Here is a 297-nt window from a genome sequence, read left to right as displayed (position 1 = left end):
TGGAAAGCCAACCCATGGGTCTGGGTAATCGAATTTAAGGTGGTGCCCAATGTTCAGGATAATCCAGCCTAATACCTGGTACGCCGATCCACACGGCGCGCCGTGCAAAATCCTCCGCGCTACCCACGAAGTCATCCACTACATCCGCAACGGTCGCACCTGCATTGCCAGCATGGGCCGCTTTCAGCATGAATTCGAGCCGCTGACCGAAGCACAGGCCGAGCGGATCGCCGAAGAAATCGAAACAGCAGAACACCTGAAGAATCTGCGCGCCCAGCGTGCGGCGTAAGGAGAACT

1 protein-coding gene is annotated in these 297 nt (G+C 56.9%); it reads left to right on the top strand.

Features of this window, described 5'->3' with window-relative positions; genetic code table 11:
- Positions 1 to 49: 49 nt before the first annotated feature.
- Positions 50 to 289 carry a DUF4222 domain-containing protein gene (locus JTI98_RS13785; RefSeq protein ID WP_216081378.1) on the top strand — a complete coding sequence of 80 codons (240 nt, stop codon included), beginning with the start codon at positions 50 to 52 and terminating at the stop codon, positions 287 to 289.
- The last annotated feature ends 8 nt before the right edge of the window (positions 290 to 297 follow it).

It is taken from the genome of Citrobacter sp. MGH 55 (genome assembly GCF_016906145.1).
Classification (GTDB): domain Bacteria; phylum Pseudomonadota; class Gammaproteobacteria; order Enterobacterales; family Enterobacteriaceae; genus Citrobacter_A; species Citrobacter_A amalonaticus.
Note: the sequence above shows the minus strand (reverse complement) of the source record. Positions and strands in the feature narration are given on the sequence as shown.

What these genes read in the sequence shown, in the direction of transcription:
- JTI98_RS13785 (WP_216081378.1), top strand. Translation starts at nt 50, where the DNA reads ATGTTCAGGATAATCCAGCCTAATACCTGGTACGCCGATCCACACGGC.